Here is a 17,747-nt window from a genome sequence, read left to right as displayed (position 1 = left end):
TCTATCCACCACCTGCTGCGTTGCCTTGCCAGTTCCTGCTTCCTCCCCTGCTTCCCGGCGCCTATGGCCGCGTGTACTTCTGGCCGTGTCTTTGGCGCTGCTCCTGCTAGGCGGCGCGGGCCTGTATGTGGCGTGGCGGGTGTTGTGGAAGCCCAATGTGACGGAGTCGCCCTACGGCCCGGCGTACCTGTACATCCGCACCGGCGGCACGTACCAGAACGTGCTCGATTCACTGCAGCGCTACGAATTGCTGCAGGAGCCTGAGACGTTTCAGTGGCTGGCCGAGCGGCGCGGCTACCCGCAGCAGGTGCGCCCCGGCCGCTACCGCCTCGATTTCGACCTGGGCAACCAGGCCCTGCTCGACCGGCTTTTACGCGGCGAGCAAGACACGGTGGATTTCGTGCTCGACGCCTTCAAATACAAGCCGCAGCTGGCCCGGCAGGTGCAGAAGCAGCTGGAGGCCGACTCTACCTCCCTGCGGCTGCTGCTCAACCGCCAGCCCTGGCTGCAGGAGCGCTACGGCGTGGACACCACCGCCGTGCTGACGCTGTTTATTCCTGGCCGCTACCGGCTGCTCTGGAACACCTCGGCCCGACAGTTTACCGACACGATGGCCGCCGCGCACCGCCGTTTCTGGAGCCCGGAGCGCCGCCGCCGCGCCGATTCGCTGCGCCTCTCCCCCACCGAAGTGCACGTGCTGGCCAGCATCGTGCAGCGCGAAACGGCCAAGAAAGAGGACAAGCCGCTGATTGCGGGGGTGTACCTGAACCGGCTGCACCGCGGCATGCGGCTGCAAGCCGACCCGACGCTGCTGTGGGCCATCGGCAACTTCGGGGTGCGGCGGGTACTCAACAAAGACAAGCTCGTTGACTCGCCCTACAACACCTACAAGCACAAAGGCCTGCCGCCCGGACCCATCACCTCCGCCAACCGCCAGAGCCTGGACGCGGTGCTCAAGCCCGCCCGCCACGACTACCTGTTTTTCTGCGCCCGCGCCGGCGGCAGCGGCTATTCCGATTTCGCCGCGACGTTTGCTGAACACAGAAAAAACGCCCGGCGCTACCAGCGCTGGCTCGACAGCCTGAACATCCGCCGCTGAGCCTCAGGGCAGCCGCAGCAGCCGCAGCTGCGCCGAGTCTTGCGCGGCCTGCTGCTGACGCTGCAGCGTGGCCTGGTAGCCCAGCCCCGTAAATTCGGAGTGCTCCAGGTACAGCAGCGGCGACGTGAGCGGCGGCGAAGCCCAGGCCGCCACGGCCGGCAGCCGGCGCAACGAATCAAAAGCCAGCACGCTCGCCACGCGGTAGTAGTCATCGAGCAGCACGTAGCGGTAGCCCTCCCGACGCAGGGCCGCCAGTTCGGCCAGGGTCTTGGCTCCGGCCACTTTTATGCCCTGCGGCTGCGCGAAGGACACCAGCCCCGTGCCCACGGTGGTGGCCACGCGCGACACGCCGTGCTGCCGCAGCCACTGGACCGCCTGCGGGTGCGCGCTGGGCAGATACGCATAAATCTGCTGCTGCACCTGCCAACCGTTGTAGCCCGTCGCCGCTAGCAGCACCATCAGCGCCACCGGCCGGGCCCACTGGCGCAGCAGCAGGACCACGAGGGCGTACAGTGGCCCGTAGGCAAACAGCAGCCCGCGCGGCGCTTTCACCAGCAACGACATGCCCAGCAGCGTGCACCCGGCCCACACCAACAGGTAAGCAGCCAGGGGCAAAGGCCGCTGCCGCAAGCCGCCGCCAAACCAAATCAAGGCGCCCGCCAGCGCCGGCAGTAGCAGCGGCGACTCAAACGCCGTTAGGTAGCGCAGGTAATAGGCGAAATCAACCTGCAACGTGCCGTGGCGCCCTGCCGCATTGGCTGCGGCTGGAAACAGGACCGCGGCGTATACGGCCGGCCAACGGTACAGCGGCACTCCCGACACCAGCCACGCCAGTCCGCCCAGCAGCACAAAAGGAGCGGCGAGCAGCAGCAGCACCCGCCACCAGTTACTACCCCGCCACGCCACGCCATCGGCTTGCTGCAGTTCCAACACGGCCAGAATGGGCACCACTAGCAGAAACTTGTAATTTACGCTCAGCCCCAGGGCCAGCACGGCCGCCGTGCGCAGCAGCGTACCTCGCCCCGGTTGCTGCAGCCGTTGCCAATGCGCCCGCAGCAGCAACGCCAGCAGCAGTAGGCTCCAGGAGCTCATGGTGAAGTCGCGGCCTGAAAAGGTGAGAAACACCGAGGAGCCGGTCAGCAACGCGAGCAGGGCGGTTTCGGGGCCGGGAAGCCGGGCCACCCGCGCCACCCAGTCCACGAACAGACCCAGCGCCACCACGGCCACCAGGGCGTTCAGAATCAGGTACACACGGAAATCGGTGCTCAGCCACGCCGCAGGAGCATACAGCAGGTAAAAAACCGGGCTGCCGTGGTGGAACAGATGCGTGAAGTCGAAGCGGGCTACTTCCTGCACGATCTGCCAATTGCGCACCGAGTCGTAATCGGGCAGGCCCGCCGCGGGCAGACGCCAGAGCCGCAGGCCGGCCACGGCCAGCAGCGCTGGCAGTAGCCAAAGCCGCGTAGTGCCCGGCGCGGCGGGGGCAGACGGCACAGCGGCGGGAGAAACGGGGCGCAACGACACGGCGGCGAAGATGGGCATTTGTGGCTTTTCTTTGCGCTACTCTACCTCTTACCCCCTACCCCATGCGCGTAGTTGTGCAGCGCGTCGCGGAAGCTTCCGTAACCGTCGACGGCGAAATCACGGGCCAGATCGGGCCGGGCCTGCTGGTGCTGGCCGGCTTCACTCATACCGACACGGCTACGGAGCTGGCCTGGATGGCCAACAAGCTGGTGCAGCTGCGCATCTTCTCCGATGCCGACGACAAAATGAACCTCTCGGTGCAGGACACGGGCGGCGACCTATTGGTGGTGAGCCAATTCACCTTGCTGGCCGACGCCCGCAAAGGCACGCGCCCGAGCTACGTGCAGGCCGCGCCGCCGCCCGTCGCCATTCCGCTCTACGAGGAGTTCGTGCGTCAGCTCGAAGCCCTGCTGGGCCGCCCCGTGGCCACCGGCCGTTTCGGCGCCGACATGAAAGTGCGCCTGCTCAACGACGGGCCGGTTACCATTGTGCTCGACCGCGAAGCGGGGTTAGGATAAGAGGGTATGGGGGGGTGTGAGGATGGAAGTTACGGTTGTGACAACTCCTGCCCTCCGACCCTCATACTTTCTTATCTCACAACCCCCTCCTAAACTCCTACCCTCACACCCTCCTACCTACCCCATGACCATCGAAGAAGCCCAGCAGACCGTCGACCAGTGGATTCAAACCACCGGCGTGCGGTATTTCAACGAGCTGACCAACATGGCCATGCTCACCGAGGAAGTCGGCGAGGTGGCGCGCATCATCGCGCGGCAGTATGGCGAGCAGTCATTTAAAGCCTCGGACCGCGACAAAGTGCTGGCCGACGAGCTGGCCGACGTGCTGTTCGTGGTCATCTGCTTGGCCAACCAGACCGGGGTAGACCTGACCGAAGCGCTGCGGCGCAACCTGGACAAGAAAACCCAGCGCGACGCCGACCGCCACCGCCAGAACGAAAAGCTGCAGTAGCACGGTGTAGCGCAGACTTCCATCCGCGCTATAGGTTCACCAGCCGGTCCTCCCGCCACACCGGCAACGTGGCGGGATACTCGTCGAGGCGCAGGCAGAACTCGAAATCCTTGTTGGCTTCGAGCGAATTCAGCCGGCGCACGTGCGAGGACTGCAGCAGGTAGCCCTGCAGGTCGGTTTTGGCCTGCTGCCAGAGGTGCAGCGCTGCCAGCGTCGCGTCGGCGTGCGTGGTGTCGAACGCATCGGCTAGGCGCTCGGCGAGGGCGCCGCCGAACAGGGTGTCCTCCAAGCAGAACTGGCCTTTCCAGCCGGCGCACACCACCAGCACGTCTTTCTGCTGCTGCCGGGCAAAGTCGGCCACGGCCTGCAGGTTCAGGAAGGCCCCAATGACCACGGCATCGGCCCCAAGGGAGCGGCGCAGCGCCTGCGTGCCGTTGGTGGTGCTGATGGCCACCGCGCGGCCCCGCACGGGCAGCTGGCCGTCGAGGTAGCCGAAGGGCGAGTTGCCCAGGTCGAAGCCCTTGGCCTGCCGGCCGTCGCGCTCGGCGGCGGTCAGGCAGCCGTGCTCCTGGCCCACGGCACGGCACTCCGCCAGCTCAGCCACCGCAAACACGTGGGTGACGCCGCTGGCCAGGGCCGTCACGATGCTGGAAGTGGCGCGCAGCACGTCGACCACCACGGCCACGCGGCCGCGCAGGTCGTAGAGCGGCAGCAGTTCCGGCGAGAAACAGATGTCGATGGAGGGCATGATTGAAATTGTCGGTGGAAAGTTGCCCGCTGTTAGCGGCGGGTTGTGCGTGTAGTAAAAAGCAGTTGCCAGCTGCCAGCCGCGGGGCCTGACAACTGGCAACTGCCAACTGACAACTTAAGATTATTCCTCCGTGCCTTTCACGAAGGGCAGCTTGGTGACGGTGGCGGGCAGGTTTTTGCCGCGCACCTGCACGAAAATCTTGCTGCCGGGCGCGCTCAGCTCCGTGGTGACGTAGCCCAGCCCGATGCCTTTGCTCAGGCTCGGCGACTGGGTGCCGGAGGTTACTTCGCCAATGGGCTCCCCGGCTTCGTTCACCAGCGGGTAGTGCGCGCGCGGAATGCCGGGGCCGTCCATCAGGAAGCCCACAAGCTTGCGCTGCACGCCCTGCTCCTTCTGCTGCTTGAGGGCCGCCGAGTTCACGAAGTCCTTGGTGAACTTGGTAATCCAGCCCAGGCCGCCTTCCAGCGGCGACGTTTCGTCGTTGATGTCGTTGCCGTAAAGGCAGTAGCCCATTTCCAGGCGCAGCGTGTCGCGGGCGCCCAGGCCGATGGGCTTCAGGCCGTAGGGTTTGCCGGCTTCCAGAATCTGGTTCCACACTTCCTGCGCCGACTCGTTCGGAATGTACAGCTCGAAGCCGCCGGCGCCGGTGTAGCCGGTGGCCGAAATAATCACGTTCGGCTGCCCGGCAAAGGTGCCCTGCACGAAGGAGTAGTACGGAATGCGTTGAAGGTCCACATCCGGGGCGAGGCTCTGCAGCGCGTCGGCGGCCTTGGGGCCCTGCACGGCAAACAGGCTCAGCTGGTCCGACACGTTTTCCATCTCGGCCCCGAACTCCGCGTTGTGCTGCTGAATCCAGTTCCAGTCCTTCTCGATGTTGGAGGCGTTGACCACCAGCAGATAGTCCTCGTCGGCCAGCTTATACACCAGCAGGTCATCCACGATGCCGCCCTGCTCGTTGGGCAGGCAGGAATACTGGGCCTTACCGTCCTGCAGCTTGCTGGCGTCGTTGCTGGTCACGCGCTGGATCAGGTCCAGGGCGCGGGGGCCGCGTACCCGAAACTCGCCCATGTGCGACACGTCGAAGATGCCCACGGCGCGGCGCACGGTGTGGTGCTCGTCGAGGTCGGAGGAGTAGCGCACGGGCATGTTGTAGCCGGCGAAGGGCACCATCTTGGCGCCGAGCTGCTGGTGGACGTCGTTCAGCACGACGGTTTTCAGGTCACTCATGGGGAGGGGCTTGCGGTTCGGGGAAAGGGGGAATACGGCGGCGGGCGGAGGCGGCCGCCGAGCCGGCGCAAAAGTAGCCCAAAACCCGGCGGCACCCAATCCGGTATTAGGCTACGCCCAAACCGGCGGCCGCACGCTGGCCCGGGCGCCCACCGCATGGATGAAGACCTCAAACGGGAGTTCGACGCTGCCCGGCTCAAGCATATTCTTTTCAAGGCCCGGCTCCGCTCCTTTCTCTACGGGGTGGGCAGCGACGAAGCGCCCGTGCGCGACGCCGACATCTGCCCGCTGGGCCAGTGGATCCGGGAGGTGGCCGTGGCGCGCTTCGGCTACCTGCCCGAAACCGCCCAGCTCGACGCCGCGCACCGGCAGGTTCACGCGCTGGCCAACGAGCTGATGGACCTGCGCCTGGCCGGCCGGGCCGAGGAAGCCATGCGCGGCCTGCGCCGCACCAACGCCCTCACCGATGAAGTGCTGCACCTGCTGAACACCATCGAGCGAAAGTTGCGTAAAGAGGCGGGCTAGCGCCCGGGCGCGGCTCCCCTGCATGAAGCTCAAGCTTTCTACCCGCCTGTTCATCGGCTTCCTGGCCATTGCGATGCTCTTCGTGATGGTCGGCATCGTCAACTACCAACTCTCGCGGCAGGTGCTGCGCAACTCCGAGCGCATCGCCTACTCGCAAAACCGCACGGCCCAGGCCACGCGCATGTTGCGCAACGTGGTGGACATGGAGGCCGGCTTCCGTGGCTACCTGCTGGTGGGCAATGAAAGCCTGCTCGAATCGTACTACGACGGCGAACGGCAGCTGCTGGGCTCCTTTGCTAACCTGCGCAACCAGTTCGAGCTCGACGACCCGCAGTACGCCCGCATGGTGCGGGCCCAGGCCCTGTACGAGCGGTGGTCGGCCTATTCGCACCTGCTCATCGCGGAGAAACGGGCCGCCCGCCAGCGCAACGCCCGCCAGGACGGCCTCGACGGGATGCCCCACCGCAACCTGGTAGAGGACGGCACCGGCAAGCAGCTGATGGACCAGATCCGGGTGATTTTCCGGGGCTTCGACCGCGACGAGCTGGCCTCCCGCGACAAGCAGCGCGAGAAGCTGGCCGCCAGCATCCACGAAACGCGCATCCTCTCGGTGGTGCTCACGCTGCTGGCCCTGGTGCTCGGGCTGATCGGGGCCTTCCTGATGGCGCGGCTGCTGTCGCGGCGCATTCGGCACATGGTGCAACTGGCCACCCGCATTGCCAAGGGCGAGTACCACGTGCGCCTGACCGACGAGGCGCAGGACGAGCTCAGCGAGCTGGCTACCTCGCTGAACTCCATGGCCGGCACCATCGAATCGACCATCAGCCAGCTGGAGCGCCGCAACCAGGAGCTGGACCAGTTTGCCTACGTGGTGTCGCACGACCTGAAGGCCCCGCTGCGCGGCATCGAAAGCGCCTCGCGCTGGATTGAGGAAGACATGGACGCCGCCCTGCCCGAGCACATCCGGGAGTTTCTGCTGCTGATGCGCACGCGCACCCACCGCATGGAAAACCTGATCAGCGGCATTCTGGAGCTGGCCCGCATCGGGCGGGTGCAGCAGCAGCAGGAGCGCGTGAACGTGCGCGAGCTGCTCACCGAAATCGTTGATTCGCTGGCGCCGCCCGAGGGCTTCCGCGTGACGCTGCCGCCCTACCTGCCGGTGCTCACGGCTTCGCGCGTGGAGCTGCAGCAGGTCTTCAGCAACCTGATCAGCAACGCCCTGAAGTATCACCACGACCCGGCCCACGGGCTGGTGCGCATCGGGCTGCGCGAAAGCACCGAGGAGTACACCTTCACCGTGCAGGACAACGGTCCGGGCATCGCGCCGGAGTACCACGCGCGGGTTTTCGTGTTATTCCAGACGCTAACCGAGCGCGACACGCTGGAAAGCACCGGCGTGGGACTGGCCATTGTCAAAAAAATCGTGGAGCGCCACGGCGGCACTATTCGCCTGGAATCCAGTGAGGGAGCGGGCGCCACCTTCACGTTTACCTGGCCCAAAGCCCCGGTGTCGCCGACTGTATCGGCCGCCGCACGACCGGCCGGCGTCACCCAATAACCCGTGACGTGCGTATACGACGGCGGGCAGCTCCGCCACCCACTCTGCCCCTCGTCCGTTACTGCTTTTCCATGCCTACCGATTTCACGACCCCAGCTAGCATTCTGCTCGTCGAAGACGACCAGATGGACATCATGAATGTGCAGCGCGAGCTGCGCAAGCATAATATCACCGTCCCGCTGTTTGTGGCCCGTAACGGCCGCGAGGCCCTGGCGCTGCTGCGCGGCGAGGGCGACCGGGAGCGGATTCCGAAGCCTAGTGTCGTCATGCTCGACATCAACATGCCCCGCATGAATGGCCTGGAGCTACTGGAGGTCCTACGCTCCGACCCGGATTTTGTCGGCCTGAATGTGTTCATCATGACCACTTCCGACCTGGACTCCGACCGCCTCAAGGCCCGTGACCTGGCCGTCAGCGGCTACATCATCAAGCCGCTGAACTTCGACAACTTCGGTGAAGGCGGCTCCACCGTCGACGGCTTCAGCCTGTTCCTGGACCTGCTGCAGCTCAAGGAGCAGGCCCCACGATAACCCTTGGCGAACCAGCTAAAGCGGGCGCGCAATGCGGTCCTGCCGCCGCGCCATCCTATCAAAAAGCCCCGGCAACCTAGGCTGCCGGGGCTTTTGTGCTTTTCTGCGGTACCACCACGTCGGCTCCCCCCCTTCTACAGGAGCCGAAAGCCCATGCGGTGGTGCTCAGTGGGGCCGTGCTGGCGAATGGCCGCGCGGTGCAGTTCGGTGGGGTAGCCGGCGTTCTGCTGCCAGCCGTACTCGGGGTGCTGGGCCGCCAGCTCGCGCATCCGCTCGTCGCGGAAAGTCTTGGCCAGTACCGAGGCGGCGGCAATGTTGAGGTATTTTCCGTCGCCCTTCACGATGCACGTGTGCTCGATGCCTGGGTAGGCCCGGAACCGGTTGCCATCGACGGCCAAGTGGGTGGGCACGAGGCCCAGTTGGGCTACGGCCCGGTGCATGGCCAAGTAGCTAGCTTGGGCAATGTTGATGCTGGCAATGTCGGCCGGCGAAGCCTCGCCCACGGCCCAGGCCACGGCCTTCTGGCAGATGATGTCGCGCAGCTGCTCGCGGCGCTTGGCGCTGAGCAGCTTGGAATCGGTGAGGCCGGAAGTCTCAAAGTCGGGGGGCAACACCACCGCGGCGGCAAACACGGGGCCGGCCAGGCAGCCGCGGCCCGCTTCGTCGAGGCCGGCTTCGAGGGGCTGATCGGTAAAGGAAACAGGGAGCATATCGGCCGCAAAGCTAGGCAGGGCTTCGCTCCGCCTGCCGCTTCGGCACAAAAAAGAGCCGCCCGCCGTGGTGTCTGACTTCCACGGCGAGCGGCTCCTCGAAATAGGCAAGAAAGGAGGCTGCCTAGTGCTTACCGGCCGTACTGCCGATGATGTTATCCGTTGATTCGCCGCGGCGCAGGCCCTGGCTGTCGCGCGGGCCCTCGTCAAGCTCGGCGTCTTCGTCGGTGCTGATGTATTCGTTGGTCAGGGGGCCGAGGCCGCCGGTTTGCTGTTGCAGCTCGGCTTCGGCTTGGGCGTGTTTGAGGTTGAAGAGCGGGTCTCCCGGGGTGTTGGCGTTTTGGTTGGCGGAGTTTTTTTGCGAGTTGGCCATAGTAGTGCGGAAGGCCGGCCGGAATGTCAGCGACCAGCTTACTGGAAGTTACGGCTTTACTTAATATGAAGTTAACTCTATGTTAAAGGCTTAAGCGAAAAAAGGCCGCTGCCCCTTGCGGAGCAGCGGCCTTTGCCGTTCGTGGGTTCCATCCACCCTAGTTTTTCACGAAGCGGCGGGTCAGGGGCAGGCCGCCAGCGGCTTGCACCTTCACTAGGTACGTTCCAGCGGGCAGTGCGCGCACGTCGAGCTGGGTGCTCAGCGAGCTGCCGAGTTGCACCTGCTGCACCAGGCTGCCCGTGGCCGAGTACACCGTCACGGTGGCGCTCAGGGCCTTTTCACCGGCCAGGCGCACGTTCAGCACCTCGGTAGCCGGGTTCGGGAAGAGCGTCAACTCCACCTGCGTCGGCTTGTCGAAGCTCACCGCGCGGGCGTCGGTCACGGTGGCCGTGCCATCCAGGTCCACCTGCTTGAGGCGGTAGTACACCTGCGTGCCGAGGCGGGCGGCGTTGGCATCGGTGTAGCCGTACTGCTGGGCTACGTTCGTCGTGCCGTGGCCTTTCACCTCGCCTACCTTCACAAAGGTCAGGCCGTCGGTGGAGCGCTCCACGTCGAAGTGGTCGTTATCCTTCTCCATGGCCGTCTTCCAGTTCAGCACGGCGTCGCTGTTGCGGGCTTTGACGCCGAACTCCACCAACGTAACCGGCAGCGGGCCGAAGCCGATGGTGAAGTTCACCAGTTGCGTGTTGGTACCGCCGTTGGCGTCGATCGTCGTCACGTTCAGCGAGTAGTTGCCGGCGCGCAGCAGGGTACGGTTCTGCACGGTGATGGCACCCGTGGTCGGGTCCAGCGTCAGGCCCAGACCGGTGAGGGTGTTGGTGCCGGCGACGTCGGTGGTGGCCGAGCGCACCCCGTTGTCTGCTACCGTCGTGGCGGTGCCGTTATTGGTGTAGCGGCCGCTGTTTACGTCGTACACGCTGGTAATCAGGTCACCGTTTTGGTAGGCATTGGCCAAGGTACCACCCCGGGTCGGGGCAGCCGTGTACTGCGAGTTCACGTCCTGGCCGACGGCGATGGTGTAGATAGCCGTGTTCGACGTCAGGGGCGTCGTGGCGTTGTCGGTAGCCGTGTAGCTAAAGAACACGTTGCCGACGTAGCCCGTCACCGGGTCGAAGCGCAGGGTGCTGATCTGGCCAGCCGACAGCGCCTGCACCTGGCTCAGGGCCGTGATGGCCGTGGTGCCCAGGTATAACGTGCCCTGCTGGGTAGCATTGGGCAGCGAGGTAATGGCGTAGGTCAGCGTGTTGTTGTCGGCATCGGTGGCCACCAGGGGCGAGATGAGCAGGCGTCCGGCGGTGTTGGCTTCCGGCGTTTGCAGGCTGTTCACCACATTGAAAGCCACCGGAGCGCGGTTGATGACGGTATTCGTCGAGGCCGCGTTGTTGCCCGTCACGTCGCCGTACACGTTGGCCGGCGTCACGTTGGCCGTCACGGTGTAGCCCGTGCTCGGCGCCGCGAAGGTCACGTAGTTGGTCACTTCCCCGGCAGCCCCCACCGCTTGGTTGCTGATGGCCGGGAACGTAATGAGGGTCGTGCCGTTGGTCACGCTCACCGGACCGGTGGGGCCCGAGTAGCTGATGTTCGTCGCGCCGGCCGGGATGGTGACCGTCTGCGTCGAGGAAGTCGGCGAAGGACCGTTATTCAGAGTCGTCACGGCGTAGGTCACCGAGGCGCCCGGCTGGGTGCTGGCCGGACCGCTGATACCGGTTGCCACGTCGGCCTTGGTCGCCACGTTCACCGTCGTGGAAGCCACGTTGTTAGACATCGTGCCGTCGAGGTTAGCCGAAGCCACGTACGAGGTAGCCAGAATGCTGCCGCTGGTCGGCGAGGTGAACGTTACCGAGTACGAGGTTGTGGGGAGCGTGGCGCCTACGGCCAGGTTAGCCACCACGGGCCACGTCACCACGCCGGTGGCGGGGTTGTAGCTACCGCTGTTGCTTACCGTCACAGTACCGAAAGCCGTCAGGCCGGCGGGCAGTGCGATGCTGGGCACTACGTTGGTAGCGGCGCTGGGTCCGTTGTTGGTGTAGCTAGCCGCCACGATGGTGCTGGCGTTCGGATCAACCGTCGATGCCGACGAGATGATGGTGGTGCTCAGCTCAGCCGTCGTGGTGGGCGCGTTGCTCGGCGTAATAGCCGTGCTGGCTACGTTGTTGTCGTAGTTGGTTTCTACGCCGGCAGCCGTTACGCGGGCCACTCCGTTGAGCGAGGCCACGTCGGGCATCACCACGGTCACGGTGTTGGTCACGGCGTTGCCGCTGGGCAGCGTGGCCGTACCGAAGGTCACCAGGCCGGTGACGGCATCGTAGTTACCGCCGCTGGTAATGGCCACCGACGTCAGGCCGGCGGGCAGTTGCAGCGTGGGCACTACCGAAGTAGCCGTGGCCGGGCCGTTGTTCCGCGTGGAGACGGCGAAGGTCACCGGTGTACCAACCGGCGCCGTAGCGGGGCTGGTCACGGCCACCGTCACGTCGGTGGAGGCCAGCACCGTGGTAGCCACGGCAGCCGTATTGTTGGTCAGCACCGTCTCGGGAACGTTGCTGCTCACGCTGGCGGCGGCCGTGAAGCTCGTCGCGCCGGTGGGCACCGTGTAGGTAATCGAGTTGGTCTGGACAGCGCCTTTCACCAGCGTACCGCCGATGGTGAAGGTCACGATGCCCGTGTTCGAGTCGTAGGTGCCGCCGTTGGACACCTGCACACCCGTCAGGCCGGCCGGCAGGCTCACGCGCTGCACCACCCCAGTGGCCGGGGCGTCGCCAGTGTTGCTCGTCGTCACGGTGTACACCACTGCCTGGCCGGTAGCGGCCGTAGCCGGGCCAGCCAGCGTGGTAACCAGGTCCGTCAGTGGGTTTACTTCCACTTTGGTCTGCACCAGGTTATCGGCGGGCAGTTGGTCAGCCGACGCCGTGTACACGGTGGCCGTGGCCAGCACGAAGCCTTGTTGCGGCGCGTTGAAGGTCACGCTCAACGGGGTACCGATGCTGGTGCTGGTAGCCCCTGCCTGGAGCGTGCCCAGAGCATTGAAGGTCACCAGGCCGGTAGCGTCGTTGTAGCTGCCGTTGGTCACGCTTACCGTCTGCGTGCCGCCGCGGGTCAGGCCAGCGGGCAGCTGCAGCGTTTCCACCACCGAGGTAGCGGGGTTGAAGCCGGCGTTGGCGGCTACCACGTTCAGCGTCACGGCAGCACCGGGAGCCACGTTGGTGGCCGAGGCAGTGATGGTCGTGTACACGTTCACGGCAGCCGTGCCCGCCACCGTTGTCACCGCCGAGCCAAAGGTCAGGCCGTTCAGCGTAGCGGAGTTGTTCGGACCATTCAAGTCGCCGGCGTTATCGTTGCTGGCGCCGGCCGTTACCGTGGCCGTCGGGATGATGTAATCCACGCCCGGAGCCGCGAAGCTAATGGTGTTGACTACCGTCTGGCCCAGGGGCAGCGCCCCGATGGCCGGGAAGGTCACCACGCCCGTGCTCGAATCGTAGGTGCCGCCGTTGGAAGCAAACACCCCGCTCAGCCCTGCGGGCAGCGACACTTTCTGCACCACATTCGGGGCCGGCGACACCGAACCGGTCGTCGTGCTCAGGTTAGTGGTGGTAACCGTGTAGGTCACCTCGTTGCCGCGCGTCACAGCCGTGGCCGGGCCCGTGATGGTCGTCGCCACGTCGTAGCGAGCGGCGATGTTCAGGGTAAGCGTCGCTACGTTGTTGGCCGGGTTGGTTTCGATGCCCGTGCCCGTGATGTTGGCCGTAGCCGTCACCGGGCCGCTGCCGGGCATGTTCGACACGATTACGTCGTAGGGCGTGGAGGCACCGGCCCCCAGCGTGCCCACCGGAATGGTTACCAGACCGGTTTCGTTGTCGTAGAAGGTCGTGTTGTTGCTGTACGCACCGCCCGTTACGGCTACCGTACCGCCACCCGTGGTCAGGCCAACGGGCAGCTGCAGCGTCTGCACTATCCCGCTCACGGCCGTGCCGCTGTTGTTCGAGGAACGCAGCGAGTAGGTTTGCGAAGCCCCGGCCGTCGAGTTGTTGGCCGGAGCCAGGAAGGTCGTGGCCAGGTCCATGGTCGGTGCCTTCACTTCCACCGAGATGAAAGCCGTGTTCGACGTCACGCCCGAGGGGTTGTTGACCGTGTACGGAATCGTGACGATACCCGTAAAGCCTGCTACCGGCGTGAAAACGATCTGCCCGTTGCTGGCCCAGGTAAAGGTGCCTTGGCCTGCTACCGTGTAGCTGTTGCCAATTCCTTGGGTTGCCAGGTTTACCGTGGCCGCGTCGATGTTGTTCAGGTCGTTGGCCGTCACCGGCAGCGTCACCGGCGTGCCCGGCGTCGTCAGCGCGAAGTCGTTGGTGGCGACCGGCGCCAGCAGCACCGGCGCTTTGCCCGAGAATTCCGAGGTACCCTCGCCGCTGATGGTAGCCGTGGCGGTCAGCACGAGCGTGCCGTTGCTGATGGCCGTTTGTTGCGCGGCCGTCAGCGACGCCACCGGAATGGAGAAGGAAAAGCGGTTTTGCCCGTTTTCCGCGCCTTGGTTGAAGCCGTTGATGTTGCCGCTGTAGCTGCCGGTCGTGGCCAGCAGGTCGTTGGCCGCGCCTTCGGTGCGGCTAAACAGGTAGGTCTCACCCTGCCCGAAATTGGCAGCCGTGGCGTTGGCCGAAGTCGGATTGGACTTAGCCGTGAAGAATTCCAGCACCGCGCCGGGCTTGGCAAAGCCGGCTATCAGCAGATTGCCGTTGCGCACCGTGGCCTGCGTGATGACCGGCATGTTGAGCAAGCCGTTCGCGCCGTTGTCCGCGTCGCCGATGTCGTTCAGCGTCACGTAAGGAGCCACGCCGTTGTTTTGGTTGGTAGCCGAGGTTTCCCCGCTCGAAAGCAGGTCGATGCCGATTTGGCCGCTGGCGCCAGCGTTGGCGTTGTTGGTCACGTTGCCATTGTCGTAAATCGAGTTCTGGCTGAACGTGTTGTTGTCGGCCCCGTTCAGGCCGCGGATGCCGGCGCCGTAGTTGGCCGTAATCACGTTGCTGCTAATGGTGGCGTTGTCGGCCGCCAGGCGAATGCCCGAAGTAGCACCCGTGCCTAGGCCGTTGCCGCTGATGGTGTTGCCGCTGACAATGACCCCGTCGCCGCCTACCGCGGTTTCAATACCGTTACCGTCGTGCCCGCTGATGCGGTTGTTGCTCACCGTAACGCCCGAGGCGAGGATAGAAACCCCGTCCAGGTTGGTGCCGCGGCCGTTGGTGTTGATTTCGTTGCCCGTGATGGTGGCCGTCGCGCCGCTGTTCACGCGCACGCCGTAGCCGTTGGCAAACCCGATGAGGTTATTGCTCACCTGCACCCCGGTGCCCGCCGTGATGCGGATGTTGTCGGAGTTGGTCGTCAGCGCGGTCGAAAAGACCGTGGCGCTGCCGCCAATCACGTTGCCGGTGATGGTCGTATTGTTGGCCGCCACGCGGATGTTGGCGTTGGTGTTGGCGTTGGTTACGTTGCCGAAGCCGTAGATGGCAATGCCCTCAATCAGCGTTTGCGTAGCCGTGCTGGTCACGTCAATACCGATGGCGCGCGTCGAGGTGCCGACGATCTGGATTTCCGGCTGGTTCACCACGCCCAGGGCCGTACCGGCCGTGCCCGTGGTGCCGCCCGCGCCCAGCGTGCCCGTGTTCGTGTTGCCCATGTTGGTGGTTTGCGTGGTACCGTCGATAGCGGTATTAGCATCGGTCAGTGCCGGCAGAATGCTGGCCGGCGTAAATACCGCCACGCCGTCGGCGTTGATCAGGTCCGTCAGACCCAGGCGCGGTGCCGTGTAGCCCGCTACGTCGACTCCGTCGTAGAGCATGAAAATGCTCGTTTCCTGGCCGGCGGGCTGGCCTACTTGGGCCAGACCGGTGTTGCTCAGGCCGTTGGCGTTGGTGATGAACTGGCGCAGCGAGCCGCGCCCCGTGTCGTTGGTGTTGATGATGGTGCTGTAGTTGAAGCCAAAATCAACGCCCAGGCGCGGGCCGCTGCTCGGCAGCGTCACCGTGGTAATGGATAGCGGAGTGGCCGCCAAAGTCGTCAGCGAGGTCAGCAAGGTACCGGTCGTGCTGCCGTTGCCCGTGGTGCCCGCGTTGGCTGCTTCAGCTAAAGTGTTGTTTTCACCACCCACGCGCTCCGTATCGTCCGTTTGGCCGTTGCTGACGAAAGTCTGCACCGGCACCACGGTCGAGGCCGTCACCCCTGCGTTCAGGCGTTGGCTGGCTACCGTGGAGTTGACCACGCGCACAATGTATTGGCCTCCACCCGACAGGGTAGGTACCCCATTCTGGCCGCTCACGAAACGGTAGCTGCCGTCGGCGTCGGTCGTCGCGACGGCAATCAGGCGGGCCAAGGCCGGGGTGGCGCCGTTGCTGTACAACTCCACGCGGGCACCGGCTTCCACGGCCAAGCCCTGGCTGGCCAGACGGGCGCGGCCGGCGCCGCCGCCGTAGTTGTAGTCTTCAAAGATGTTACCCAGAATAGCCGCCGTCAGGAACACCGGCGTGGGCGAGGCCACGTCGCCGTTGGCCGTCGTGGGCAGGGTACCGCTGTTGGTCGAAGCATCCACAGCCAGCAGGTCGCCGGGAGGTACTACCAGCGTACCACTGCCTTGCAGCGAGTAGCCGGGATTGGCAGTAGTGCCGGCTACGCTTGAGGCGTAAGCGGTGTTGTTCTGAGCCGTAGTCGGAACGCTGCCGGTCGGAAATACCACCTGCACCGTAAAGTTGATTACGGCGCTCTGGCCCGCCGTCAGCGGCTGATTACCGGAGAGCAGGTCGGCGTTGGCGCCCTGCCCGGTAAAGGCGCTGTTCAGTACCAGCGCACCGCCGTTGTTGGTGATGGTGGGCGTACCCACAATGGTTACCGAAGAGGAAGTCGGGAAGGTACTGTTGGTCGCGGAGCCCCGCAGGAAGTCGCTTACCTGCACGTTGGTGGTAGTCACCGTGCCCGTGTTCTTCACCCGAATGGCAAAGCTTACGTTGTAGGTGGTGGCGTTGATGGGTGTGACGGCCGTCACTTCCTTCACCACGTCCAAGCGCTGCTCCGGGTTGATGCAGCTTGCTCCGTCGGTTACCGCCGCAGTCGGCACATCCCCGATGTCGGTAGAAGCGCCGGTGGCAATGTTGATGGAGTAGAAGTTGCCTTCGTTGGAGTACGCGTAAAAATTGCCCGATACGTCGAAACTGGCCGAACCCAAGTTGACCGTGCCATCGGGCACGGGACCTGTGCGCGTCACGCGGGCCGTTCCAGGCGTGGTAGCGAAGTCAAATTTGTAAATCGTGCCAAGTCCGTATACCCCGTACAGCGCGTTGTCGGCCGGGTTGATACCCAGGTCGATAAAGCTAAAGTCCGTAGTGTTGGCGGGCGTAACAGCCGTGGTCGGCGCCGTCGATACATAAAACTGCATCGGAATGACCGTGGCATTGCGCTTGGCGGCGTTGGTTGCCTGGTTCAGGTCGAACCGAAACAGCGAGGAGCGGTAGGAGGCATCGGCCAGGTTGCGCGGCGCCACGTAGTAGAAGCCGTCCTTGTCGATAACGCCGGCCGCAAACTGCGGGTAGTTGCCCGCCGGGGCAGCTCCCCCAAGGGTGATGGTACCAAGGTTTTCAACACCGCCTTGACCAATTTTGTACAGATTGACCGTCGGAAAACCCGTGTTGCCAACCGGGTAAGTCAGCGCGTACAAATACCCATCGCGGGGGTTATATGCCAAAGCGTTTACCACGAAGTCGGTGGTGGCCCCGACGTTAGCGCCAGTACCTAGATCGTACACCAGCGTATTGGTATACTGCGTAGTAGTCGGGTCGGCAGCGGGAACTACGTTGCGGTTTACCCGAAACAGCTGCGAGCGGTCCAGGCCTGTCGTGCCGTTGGCATTCGAAACCTGACGAATAATGTAGAAGGTGCCGTCGCAGGAAAATGCGCTGCCGGCTGAACCCGGCGTTGACTGGGCAGCCGCCGTCCTACTCAGCGGCAGGAGCAAGGCCATTAACGCCAGTAAGCGTAAGGCTGTTTTCATTTGGGATTTATTAGTGTGGATGGAATTCCAGGAGGAGCGCTTGCGCGTCAGATTTGGCGCCACGAAACTATTTCAAGGCCAAGCCCTGTCGAGGCCGCTTTGGCTTAATAGCTGGTTTTACTTGCCGAACGACGCCTTCCAGTTGGTGAGCAACTACGCTATGAGTACTGGCAGCTTTACTGGACGCCCGTACTTGCCAAGTGCAATTCGATCAACTCGCCGACGTTTAAAATACCTATGCCTCAAGGCATAGATGCCTGACTACCTCAGGCTAACACAATGCAAATTTACGATACAAACCAGCCACAAGCCAAAGAATAATCATATAATAATTGAAATAATCATAATTTATACATGCAAAATAAGTCACATACGCGTGTGCTATGCACGTGGAT

General features: G+C 64.3%; 12 protein-coding genes. 6 read left to right on the top strand and 6 right to left on the bottom strand.

Annotated elements, in window-relative coordinates; translation table 11 throughout:
• The first annotated feature begins 85 nt into the window (after positions 1–85).
• Positions 86–1,099 carry an endolytic transglycosylase MltG gene (gene mltG, locus ACYVKQ_RS20210; protein WP_460677172.1) on the top strand — a complete coding sequence of 338 codons (1,014 nt, stop codon included), beginning with the start codon at positions 86–88 and terminating at the stop codon, positions 1,097–1,099.
• 3 nt (positions 1,100–1,102) lie between these two features.
• Here mltG and ACYVKQ_RS20205 read toward each other — a convergent pair whose 3' ends face one another.
• Entirely contained in the window at positions 1,103–2,593 is a 1,491-nt protein-coding gene (locus ACYVKQ_RS20205) for a hypothetical protein (RefSeq protein ID WP_460677171.1), read from the bottom strand.
• 92 nt (positions 2,594–2,685) lie between these two features.
• On the opposite strand from ACYVKQ_RS20205, the gene dtd reads away from it, so the two are divergent.
• Together dtd and ACYVKQ_RS20195 are read left to right on the top strand one after the other, a co-directional pair.
• Complete coding sequence (gene dtd / locus ACYVKQ_RS20200; RefSeq protein ID WP_460677170.1) at positions 2,686–3,141, top strand: D-aminoacyl-tRNA deacylase; 456 nt, start codon at positions 2,686–2,688, stop codon at positions 3,139–3,141.
• A 124-nt stretch (positions 3,142–3,265) separates the two neighbouring features.
• Complete coding sequence (locus tag ACYVKQ_RS20195; RefSeq protein ID WP_460677169.1) at positions 3,266–3,592, top strand: nucleotide pyrophosphohydrolase; 327 nt, start codon at positions 3,266–3,268, stop codon at positions 3,590–3,592.
• 28 nt (positions 3,593–3,620) lie between these two features.
• Here ACYVKQ_RS20195 and ACYVKQ_RS20190 read toward each other — a convergent pair whose 3' ends face one another.
• Together ACYVKQ_RS20190 and gcvT are read right to left on the bottom strand one after the other, a co-directional pair.
• Positions 3,621–4,340, bottom strand: coding sequence for a 2-phosphosulfolactate phosphatase (locus ACYVKQ_RS20190; protein WP_460677168.1), 720 nt, complete (start codon positions 4,338–4,340; stop codon positions 3,621–3,623).
• Positions 4,341–4,463: 123 nt separating this feature from the next.
• On the bottom strand, positions 4,464–5,570 hold the full coding sequence (gene gcvT / locus ACYVKQ_RS20185; protein ID WP_460677167.1) for a glycine cleavage system aminomethyltransferase GcvT: 1,107 nt from the start codon (positions 5,568–5,570) through the stop codon (positions 4,464–4,466).
• Between the two features lie 156 nt (positions 5,571–5,726).
• Between gcvT and ACYVKQ_RS20180 the strand changes: the two genes are divergently transcribed.
• The 3 genes from ACYVKQ_RS20180 (at position 5,727) to ACYVKQ_RS20170 (ending at position 8,183) form a co-directional block, all read left to right on the top strand.
• A complete protein-coding gene (locus ACYVKQ_RS20180; RefSeq protein WP_460677166.1) occupies positions 5,727–6,095 on the top strand; it encodes a CZB domain-containing protein in 369 nt (122 codons plus the stop codon).
• A gap of 22 nt (positions 6,096–6,117) precedes the next feature.
• The gene (locus ACYVKQ_RS20175) at positions 6,118–7,653 is read left to right on the top strand and encodes a sensor histidine kinase (protein ID WP_460677165.1); all 1,536 of its coding nucleotides are present in this window, start codon (positions 6,118–6,120) and stop codon (positions 7,651–7,653) included.
• A 71-nt stretch (positions 7,654–7,724) separates the two neighbouring features.
• A complete protein-coding gene (locus ACYVKQ_RS20170; protein ID WP_460677164.1) occupies positions 7,725–8,183 on the top strand; it encodes a response regulator in 459 nt (152 codons plus the stop codon).
• Positions 8,184–8,317: 134 nt separating this feature from the next.
• On the opposite strand, the gene ACYVKQ_RS20165 is transcribed toward ACYVKQ_RS20170, so the two are convergent.
• The 3 genes from ACYVKQ_RS20165 to ACYVKQ_RS20155 all read right to left on the bottom strand — a co-directional run bounded on the left by ACYVKQ_RS20165 (position 8,318) and on the right by ACYVKQ_RS20155 (position 17,322).
• The gene (locus ACYVKQ_RS20165; RefSeq protein WP_460677163.1) at positions 8,318–8,893 is read right to left on the bottom strand and encodes a ribonuclease HII; all 576 of its coding nucleotides are present in this window, start codon (positions 8,891–8,893) and stop codon (positions 8,318–8,320) included.
• Positions 8,894–9,017: 124 nt separating this feature from the next.
• Positions 9,018–9,266: a hypothetical protein gene (locus ACYVKQ_RS20160; RefSeq protein ID WP_460677162.1), complete on the bottom strand. Its 249-nt coding sequence runs from the start codon at positions 9,264–9,266 to the stop codon at positions 9,018–9,020.
• Between the two features lie 157 nt (positions 9,267–9,423).
• Positions 9,424–17,322, bottom strand: a complete 7,899-nt coding sequence (locus ACYVKQ_RS20155; protein WP_460677161.1) for a T9SS type A sorting domain-containing protein — start codon at positions 17,320–17,322, stop codon at positions 9,424–9,426.
• Between the last annotated feature and the right edge of the window lie 425 nt (positions 17,323–17,747).

It is taken from the genome of Hymenobacter coalescens (assembly GCF_054783195.1).
This window is presented reverse-complemented; position numbering and strand designations above follow the sequence as displayed.

Coding starts and splice junctions, on each gene's coding strand:
- dtd (WP_460677170.1), top strand. CDS start 2,686: ATGCGCGTAGTTGTGCAGCGCGTCGCGGAAGCTTCCGTAACCGTCGAC.
- ACYVKQ_RS20195 (WP_460677169.1), top strand. CDS start 3,266: ATGACCATCGAAGAAGCCCAGCAGACCGTCGACCAGTGGATTCAAACC.
- ACYVKQ_RS20190 (WP_460677168.1), bottom strand. CDS start 4,340: ATGCCCTCCATCGACATCTGTTTCTCGCCGGAACTGCTGCCGCTCTAC.
- gcvT (WP_460677167.1), bottom strand. CDS start 5,570: ATGAGTGACCTGAAAACCGTCGTGCTGAACGACGTCCACCAGCAGCTC.
- ACYVKQ_RS20180 (WP_460677166.1), top strand. CDS start 5,727: ATGGATGAAGACCTCAAACGGGAGTTCGACGCTGCCCGGCTCAAGCAT.
- ACYVKQ_RS20175 (WP_460677165.1), top strand. CDS start 6,118: ATGAAGCTCAAGCTTTCTACCCGCCTGTTCATCGGCTTCCTGGCCATT.
- ACYVKQ_RS20170 (WP_460677164.1), top strand. CDS start 7,725: ATGCCTACCGATTTCACGACCCCAGCTAGCATTCTGCTCGTCGAAGAC.
- ACYVKQ_RS20165 (WP_460677163.1), bottom strand. CDS start 8,893: ATGCTCCCTGTTTCCTTTACCGATCAGCCCCTCGAAGCCGGCCTCGAC.
- ACYVKQ_RS20160 (WP_460677162.1), bottom strand. CDS start 9,266: ATGGCCAACTCGCAAAAAAACTCCGCCAACCAAAACGCCAACACCCCG.
- ACYVKQ_RS20155 (WP_460677161.1), bottom strand. CDS start 17,322: ATGGCCTTGCTCCTGCCGCTGAGTAGGACGGCGGCTGCCCAGTCAACG.